Origin of the sequence: Lyngbya sp. PCC 8106, from assembly GCF_000169095.1 — a bacterium.
Classification (GTDB): domain Bacteria; phylum Cyanobacteriota; class Cyanobacteriia; order Cyanobacteriales; family Microcoleaceae; genus Capilliphycus.
On record NZ_AAVU01000088.1, the window covers coordinates 1 to 8686 of the forward strand.

The 8686-nt window shown below is 43.1% G+C and carries 6 protein-coding genes; 5 read left to right on the plus strand and 1 reads right to left on the minus strand.

The genetic code is table 11. The annotated features are described in order from the left end of the window. The first annotated feature begins 236 nt into the window (after positions 1-236). The 5 genes from acnB (at position 237) to L8106_RS34325 (ending at position 4991) form a co-directional block, all read left to right on the plus strand. Complete coding sequence (gene acnB, locus L8106_RS28765) at positions 237-2858, plus strand: bifunctional aconitate hydratase 2/2-methylisocitrate dehydratase (protein WP_009788103.1); 2622 nt, start codon at positions 237-239, stop codon at positions 2856-2858. Between the two features lie 274 nt (positions 2859-3132). Continuing rightward, positions 3133-3780 carry an AAA family ATPase gene (locus L8106_RS28770; RefSeq protein ID WP_009788104.1) on the plus strand — a complete coding sequence of 216 codons (648 nt, stop codon included), beginning with the start codon at positions 3133-3135 and terminating at the stop codon, positions 3778-3780. A gap of 27 nt (positions 3781-3807) precedes the next feature. After that, positions 3808-4239, plus strand: a complete 432-nt coding sequence (locus L8106_RS28775; RefSeq protein ID WP_009788105.1) for a hypothetical protein — start codon at positions 3808-3810, stop codon at positions 4237-4239. 6 nt (positions 4240-4245) lie between these two features. Further along, the gene (locus tag L8106_RS28780) at positions 4246-4776 is read left to right on the plus strand and encodes a hypothetical protein (protein ID WP_009788106.1); all 531 of its coding nucleotides are present in this window, start codon (positions 4246-4248) and stop codon (positions 4774-4776) included. An 80-nt stretch (positions 4777-4856) separates the two neighbouring features. Continuing rightward, the gene (locus tag L8106_RS34325) at positions 4857-4991 is read left to right on the plus strand and encodes a hypothetical protein (protein ID WP_009788107.1); all 135 of its coding nucleotides are present in this window, start codon (positions 4857-4859) and stop codon (positions 4989-4991) included. 266 nt (positions 4992-5257) lie between these two features. Here L8106_RS34325 and L8106_RS30135 read toward each other — a convergent pair whose 3' ends face one another. Continuing rightward, a complete protein-coding gene (locus tag L8106_RS30135; protein WP_009788108.1) occupies positions 5258-8203 on the minus strand; it encodes a hypothetical protein in 2946 nt (981 codons plus the stop codon). Positions 8204-8686: the final 483 nt, after the last annotated feature.

Below are 8686 nucleotides of genomic sequence, written 5' to 3' on the forward strand. Positions count from 1 at the left end.
CTTTGTAAAATTTTTTCTAAGGAATTTTCAGTCATGGTTTTTTAACATAACGTTATGTGGATTATAGTTGATACATTTTTATTTTCACATGATCAAGCGGTTGTTTTCTCCCATCAAAACTCGCCCAATACCCTCAGAAATGAATTGAACCATAAAATCCTGTATTCCTGGCATCTACAAACTTGGGGGGTTTATCGATACCATAATCAAAGATACCTACATGGAGAACATCAACTATGTTAGAAGCCTATCGTCAACACGCAGCCGATCGCGAAGCTTTAGGAATTCCTCCGCTACCCCTCAACGCCGAACAAACCTCCGAACTCTGCGAACTCCTGAAAAACCCCCCAGAAGAGGAGAAAGAATTCTTAATGGACCTGCTACGCGATCGCATTCCCCCCGGAGTCGATGAAGCCGCCTACGTCAAAGCGGGATTTTTAACCGCCGTCGCCAAAGGAGAAATTGACTGTCCCCTCCTGTCTCATCAAGGGGCGATAGACTTACTCGGAACGATGATCGGGGGTTATAATGTACAATCTTTGGTGGATTTCCTCAAATCCTCTGATTCTAACCTAGCCCGTGAAGCCGCCACCGCCCTCAGTACAATCACCCTAGCTTTTGACAGCTTTAACGACGTTCTCGCCCTCTCAGACATCAATCCCTACGCCAAACAGGTAATAGATGCTTGGGCGGAAGGCGACTGGTTTATTCGCCGCCCGAAAGTTCCTGAAAGCATCACCGTTACTGTTTTCAAAGTCGGGGGTGAAACCAACACCGATGACTTATCTCCCGCCCCTCACGCCACCACTCGCCCCGACATTCCTCTCCATGCTTTGGTGATGTTAGAGTCGAGTATGCCGGAAGGAATTCAAACCATTGCTGAACTCAAACAAAAAGGTCATCCAGTGGCTTATGTTGGGGATGTTGTGGGAACAGGTTCATCGCGGAAATCGGCTATTAATTCGCTGTTATGGCATATTGGCGATGATATTCCTTGTGTTCCCAATAAACGGGCGGGCGGTTATATTTTAGGCGGAAAAATTGCCCCGATTTTCTTTAATACGGCTGAAGATTCTGGGGCTTTACCGATAGAATGTGATGTCACTTCAATGAATACCGGAGATGTGATTACCATTCATCCCTACAAAGGCGAAATTACCAAAGTAGGGGCGAATGGCGATTCGCCCGAAGTGATTTCTACCTTTACATTAAAGCCAGAAACCATCTTAGATGAAGTTCGCGCCGGGGGACGAATTCCCTTACTAATTGGACGCAGTTTAACTGACAAAACTCGCGAAGCTTTGGGTTATGAACCCTCAACTTTATTTACTCGTCCAATCACTCCAGAAGACACCGGAAAAGGCTTTACCCTCGCCCAAAAAATGGTCGGAAAAGCTTGTACTTTACCGGGGGTTCGTCCGGGAACTTCCTGTGAACCGATGATGACAACAGTAGGTTCTCAAGATACGACTGGGCCGATGACACGGGATGAGTTAAAAGAACTCGCCTGTTTGGGTTTTTCGGCGGATTTAGTCATGCAAAGTTTCTGTCATACTGCGGCTTATCCTAAACCCGTTGATATTAACACTCACAAACAATTACCTGATTTCTTTGCAACTCGCGGAGGGGTGGCATTGCGTCCCGGTGATGGCATTATTCACTCTTGGTTAAACCGGATGTTGTTACCCGATACTGTCGGAACAGGGGGTGATTCTCACACTCGTTTTCCGTTGGGAATTTCTTTCCCCGCAGGTTCAGGTTTAGTGGCGTTTGCTGCGGCTTTGGGCGTGATGCCATTGGATATGCCGGAATCGGTTTTAGTGAAGTTTTCAGGCGAATTACAACCCGGTGTAACGTTGCGAGATATTGTCAATGCTATTCCTTGGGTGGCGATGCAACAAGGAAAGTTAACTGTGGGAAAAGAGAACAAACAAAATGTGTTCAATGGTCGAATTATGGAGATGGAAGGTTTACCGGATTTAAAAGTTGAACAAGCTTTTGAATTGACCGACGCGACTGCTGAACGTTCTTGTGCGGGTTGTACAATTAAGTTGGGCGTTGAGACGATTTCCGAATATTTGCGTTCAAATATTGCGTTGATGACGAATATGATTGCACGCGGATATCAGGATAGTAAAACGTTAGCCCGTCGGATTGCCAAAATGGAACAATGGTTGGCAAATCCCGAGTTAATGGAAGCCGATAAAGATGCGGAATATGCTGATATTATCGAAGTCAATTTGAACGAGATCAAAGAACCGATTGTTGCCGCACCGAACGACCCGGATAATGTTAAGTTAATGTCCGAATGTGCGGGAGACAAAATTGATGAGGTGTTCATCGGTTCTTGTATGACGAATATTGGTCATTATCGGGCAGCAGCGAAGGTGTTAGATGGGGAAAAAGTGAAGGTTCGGTTGTGGGTTTGTCCGCCAACACGCATGGATGAACAGCAGTTAAGAAATGAGGGGGTTTATGGTGTATTTGCCGCCTCGGGTGCAAGAACGGAAATGCCCGGATGTTCGCTGTGTATGGGGAACCAAGCACGGGTTGAAGATGGCGCTACGGTGATGTCTACTTCGACTCGAAATTTCAATAATCGTATGGGTAAAGATGCCCGAGTTTATTTAGGTTCGGCTGAATTATCTGCGGTTTGTGCGTTGTTAGGACGCATTCCAACGGTTGAGGAATACAAGGAGATTATTACCAAGAAACTCGACCCGTTTGCAGCCGATTTATACCGTTATCTCAACTTCAATGAAATTGAAGGTTTTGAAGATGAAGGACGGGTTATTCCGGTTGAGGATATGCCAAAAATTGAGGATATTTTAGGAATGCCTGCGGGTGCGTTAAGCTAAGATTGTTAGGTGGGCGTTTGCCCACCCGAATTATTTTTTTTAACTGATTCAACCCATTTGCTTGGGTGAAATACGAAGTTCGCTTGTTTGTTATAGCTCAAGTTAAGCAAATGTTCGATACATCTGAAGATTACATCGGTTAGACTATCCTTTCCTTTAACATTATCTTTCGTATTTCTTGAAAAATTACTAATTTTAAGTTATAATTAAAACTATATAATATATAAATTCACCAATCTGCTTTTCGGTTTTGTTAATCTAATTTATTGTCAATATGCTAAAGTTACTAATCAATGCACCTAAAGGTGGTGTAGGTAAAACGACAATCGCTACTAACACAGCTTTATTACTAGCAGAAGAAGGAAAAAGCGTTTTGGTACTAAAGCTGTCAGGAACATCTAGAATTAAATATCATATTGAAAATGCAAAGAAAAATGTACCTAATATTTATGGAAAAATAGAAGTTGAAGAACATACGGATGAAAATCTACCTAATTTTAAGGGACGGGGAAAATATGATGTAGTAGTTGCTGATACAGATGATAATTGGAATATTCTTGATCAGCTTGTTGACAAAAAACGAAAAGGATGGCGAGTCATTGTTCCTATTGTTCCATCTGATTCTGAAGCAATGCAATCTATTCCTGAAGAATTGCAACCTATTGTTAATCAAAGTAGAATAATAGGAATAAATCTTTGTATGAAAATAGTTCCTAATAAATGCGGTTTATGTGATGATAGCAGCAGTGACATCAGTTTAGTCAAACAAAGATTACAAGATTGTGGACTTCTTACCTATATGAGTCGTTATTATTTACCATATGCTGGAAGAGTCTTGCCTCCTTCTTCACCTATCTTTCTTGACAATTCCATATTTAGAGAACAACTAAATCTTTTATTATTTGAACTTGGAATATTATAATTATATTATATACACGGAGAGTCTATTATGCCAAGCAGACAGTTGCTAAAGAGCTTATCAAAAAAAGCTAAAAATAAGTTCAGTCTAAAACAGAAACTAATTTTTGATGATGAAAAATTAGATAACAATGTCTTAAATGAAGTTAAAGATGCTTTGGCGACTGGTAGCAATAGAAAAGCTATAGAAGCAATCTTTACCAACTTAGCTAGTTCTGAAATTTCTGAAAAGCGTTCTATATATCATTTTTATTCTCAGGACTATTTAGAACGATTAGAAAAGCTTTCTTCTGATTCAAAAGGACAATCTAAGGTGAGTATTCCTCGTTGGATGTTAATTGCAACTTCTGATTTAATTAATAAAAAATACAAGGATTTAGAATTTGACTCAGTTGAAGATGTAATAAATTATTTGACAGAAGTGTATCATAGTAAAATCAACTATTTATGGAATCCTGAATAAATTAATATGCCTGACCCAAGATTAATAGCATCCTTAATTGGTAAATTATTAAGTGCCAGTAATCAAGAAAAACTAGCTTATGAATCAAAAATCATAGAATTATTGGGAGGTGATCCTGTAAAAAAAGTTACAAATTTACCCCCTAGAAGAGGCAAAGCAGATGGAGGAATTGATGGCAGAATTAAGATCAGAGCGCCTAAAATTACTAAAATTCAAGATGGTGAAGGATTACTGTATAAAAAGGGAAACCCTGTGATTCAAGAAGCAGGAATTAGTGTAAAAATTGAAAGTAAAAAGTTTAGCCGTATTCAGTTTGGAGGTTTTAAAGATGATCTTGAACGAGAAAACTTGTATATAGGAGTAATTGTATCTGCTACAGGATTAGCACCTGATACTCAAAGACGAATTTCTGATATACATCAGGAAGGTATATATCAGTTTATACCTCTTTCATTAGGCGATTTGTTAGCAGGAAATATTCCCAACGAATTCATTTGTGACCATAACCCTGAAAAACTATTTCGAGAATTAAACTGATAGTTAATAAGAAACAAGACTAGATTTTTAAAGCAATTCTATGATGAGAAGCTAAGAGCAATCATTATTTGTATCAACTTATGCTAAAAACGGTTGAAGGTTTTTATCGAGATGGACAAATTCAATTAAGTGAACTACCCCAAGACATTAGTAATACCCAGGTGCTTGTAACCTTTCTCGATCCCGACAAAATTGACCCGGTTAAGTTGTGCTAATTGATTGAACAGTTGGAAACAATAGCGGGAATTCAACAAGGCTTTGAGGAACTCAACAAGGGTTAAACTCGCCCAATGGGTAATTTTATCCAATAAATGCAACATTTGAAGTAAGAGGTAAATTATAATTAAACTTAATCGGGAGTTTTTGAATAAAAATAGCCTCTTTAACCATTTCGATTAAATATTGGTAACTCTCACCCCAAGTATAAAAACCCGGTAACTCTTACGCGCACCGGGTTTTTTAATCGGTATTTAATCGTTGATTACAAACCGTTGAAACCTTCAAAATCTGGCAGGTTGAGAATAGAGCTACCGTTTAACAGTTGCATATCATTGCTGTCAAAAGTTTCGTCAGCGCTAATATACCAACCGCCGTCGCCATCTTCCATCAGATATTCGCCGCCAATGGCTGCAACTACACCGGGTTGGTCTGAACCTCCAGCCATGAAATCAATATAATCCTCAACGCTTTCAGCTTCGGACTGATTGCCAATAGCGCCACCGAAAATCAACAAATCATCGTTGTCAACGCTTTCGTTAGCGCTAAGATAAAAACCGCCTTCACCATCGCGAACAATATAGCTAGGACCAATATCTGCGACAGTACCCGCTTGATTGAAATCTTGGGGGACAGAATCAATCAAGCCTTCAATTCTTGCTTCCATAGAATCAACAAAATTGTCGATATTAAACCCAATTTCACCTGTAAGGCTGTCAGTTTGACCAAAGGGATTACTAGAACCTGAAGAAGTTTCGGTTTGACCAAAGGGATTACTAGAACCTGAAGAATTTTCGGTTTGACCAAAGGGATTACTAGAACCTGAAGAATTTTCGGTTTGACCAAAGGGATTACTAGAACCTGAAGAAGTTTCGGTTTGACCAAAGGGATTACTAGAACCTGAAGAAGTTTCGGTTTGACCAAAGGGATTACCGCTACCTACACCACCGCCACCGAAGGAACCGTTTCCACCACCGGCGCCACCGACATTACCAAAAATATCCTCAACGCCATCAACGCCATCAATATCCAACAAAGGACCAAAAGGACTGTTTCGCAGTTGGTCTAAAAGGGCTGAATCATCGGAACTCATATCGCTGTCAGAATCGGCTTGACCCTCTGTAGATTCTGAGGGTTGTTCCATCATACCTTCTGGGGAAGACTCTCCCATCATGTCGGGGATATCGGAGTCAGTAACCTCGTCTGGGTCTGATTCTTCCGACATTTCGCCGGTTGGGGTTTGTGTCGAAGACTCTCCCATCATGTCGGGGATATCGGAGTCAGTAACCTCGTCTAAGTCTGATTCTTCAGATAATTCGCTGGTTGGGGTTTCTGTAGAAAACTGTTCGCTTTCGACATCCTCAACATCAACATCGGACATCTCTCCAGAGGTTGGGATAAAATCTTCGGGGGTAAATGTCTCCGTGACGGGTGTAGAGTCTGCGCCCTCATCGGAGTCGGTTTCTGTTGAGAAGGTCGCCATTACTCCGCCAAAACCTACATCACCGGTGTTAATCTCTGGGGAGTCACTACCCTCTAAACCGCTAAAGTCATAAGTGTAGTTGGGATCGCTCGCGGACGGATCGTCAACAAGTATAGTATTACCGTCGCTATCGGTTTGGAAATAGCGATCGCCGTTTCCATAGATACTTACATTATCTGCTGAGGTACTGACTCGGTTGCCTACAATGGTGGTACCGGTACCGGTTGGCCGATTGCCGTTGCCGGTAATGGTGTTTCCACTGCCGCTCGGACGGTTGCCGTTTCCGGTAATATTGTTGTTATCTCCGAAACTCCAGTTACCGTTACCTTCGATGGTATTCTCGCCGCCGAAATTCCAGTTACCGTTACCGTCGGTTTGATTGTTACTGCCGAAATTCCAGTTACCGTTACCGTCGGTTTGATTGTTGCTACTTTCTTCTAAATCTTCAATATCAACCGGTACGCCGCCTTCTGGTGCAGGTGTACCGCCACCGGCAAAGACGGGATTGTTTCCGCCAATTGATCCGAGATCGATGGAAACATCGCTTTCCCCTGCGGACATTTCTAATGGATTTTCTCGACCTTCAAAAATTTCGTTAAAACCCTCGCCGCCTTCGCCGAAGGAGCGGTTACCGTTACCTTCTGTTTGGTTGTTGCTGCCGAAGTCGGTGTTACCGTTGCCATTGGTAGAATTGCCATCCCCAAAAGCGTTGTTACCGTTGCCTTCTGTTTGGTTGTCGCTGCCAAAAGCAGAGTTACCAGTACCTAAATTTTCGTTATTTTCGCCTGTATCGATGTTACCGCCACTGTTGGGGGTGTTGCTACCAAAGCCACCGCCGCCGCCTGAATTTCCACCGCCGAAGGAATTTCCACCGCCGAAGCCGCCTGAGTTACCGCCGCCGAAGGAATTGCCACCGCCGAAGCCGCCTGAGTTACCGCCACCGAAGGAATTGCCACCGCCGAAGCCGCCTGAGTTACCGCCGAAGGAATTTTCACCACCTGCGCCGCCTTCTGTGGGATTACCACCAGAGGGATTTTCATTCCCAATTGGGCCTGCGCCGTCTCCGATTCCGCCATCGGGTTCAACGGGCATGGGGGTGTCATCATCAGAGTCAACAGGTACTTCGGAATCTTCGTCCATGTCGTCCATTCCACCGCCGAAGCCTTCTGAGTTCCCGCCACCGAAGGAATTTCCACCGCCGAAGCCTTCTGAGTTCCCGCCACCGAAGGAATTTCCACCGCCGAAGCCTTCTGAGTTCCCGCCACCGAAGGAATTTCCACCGTCGAAGCCTTCTGAGTTCCCGCCACCGAAGGAATTTCCACCGTCGAAGCCGCCTGAGTTCCCGCCATCGGGTTCAACAGGCATGGGGGCATCATCATCAGAGTCAACAGGTACTTCGGAATCTTCGTCCATGTCGTCCATTCCACCAGCACTGCCCTCTGTGGGATTACCGCCACCGAAGGGATTACCACCGCCCTCTGTCGGATTACCTCCGAAGGGGTTATCTTCTGGATCTAGATCTCCAAAGATGTCACCAAGATCATCAATATCCCCAACCCCAATTAATGGATCAAACGGGGTCTGAGGAGTCTCTGAATCGCTGCTGAAGTCGTACTCGTAGCCTTCTGCGGGGGCAAGTGGATTACCATTACCCATTCCACCTCCAGCTTGAGTCGTCTGATTGGACATATTTAGATCTTCAGTTGATGTATTTTCGGATGTTGCCATGGGATATCTCTAAGTTTTACAGATGGAATAAAAAGCTTAAATTTTTACTGCGACAATCATTCAGCGCAGACTAACACATAGGGTTTATTGCCCAACAATTATGCTGTTAAAGTGCAAAGTTTTTTGCCGGGAAAAGCAAACGTTTTGAAAACGTATTACTACCACCTCTACACATAGATTAAAAAGTTTAATTAATATTTGCTATGAATATTCTTTTGAATATCACACCGATCTTTCGCAGTCTGCTGATTGATATTATTTTTGGTTGATTAATTTTGTTATTGGGTAAAGTGGGTTTATATCAGTCAAAGATTACTCCGCCCAACGGGTACTCTGCGCGCGTGGGCTTCGCCCAACACCAGTTGCTAAGATTACGAAGTTCCTACAACGGGCAGGGCTGTTTCATTCTCAGTCACAGTTCTCCGGGATGCAAGCTCCCGGAGCTGCTGTGACTTCGTTAAAAATTGCCGGGGTTGATGGGGT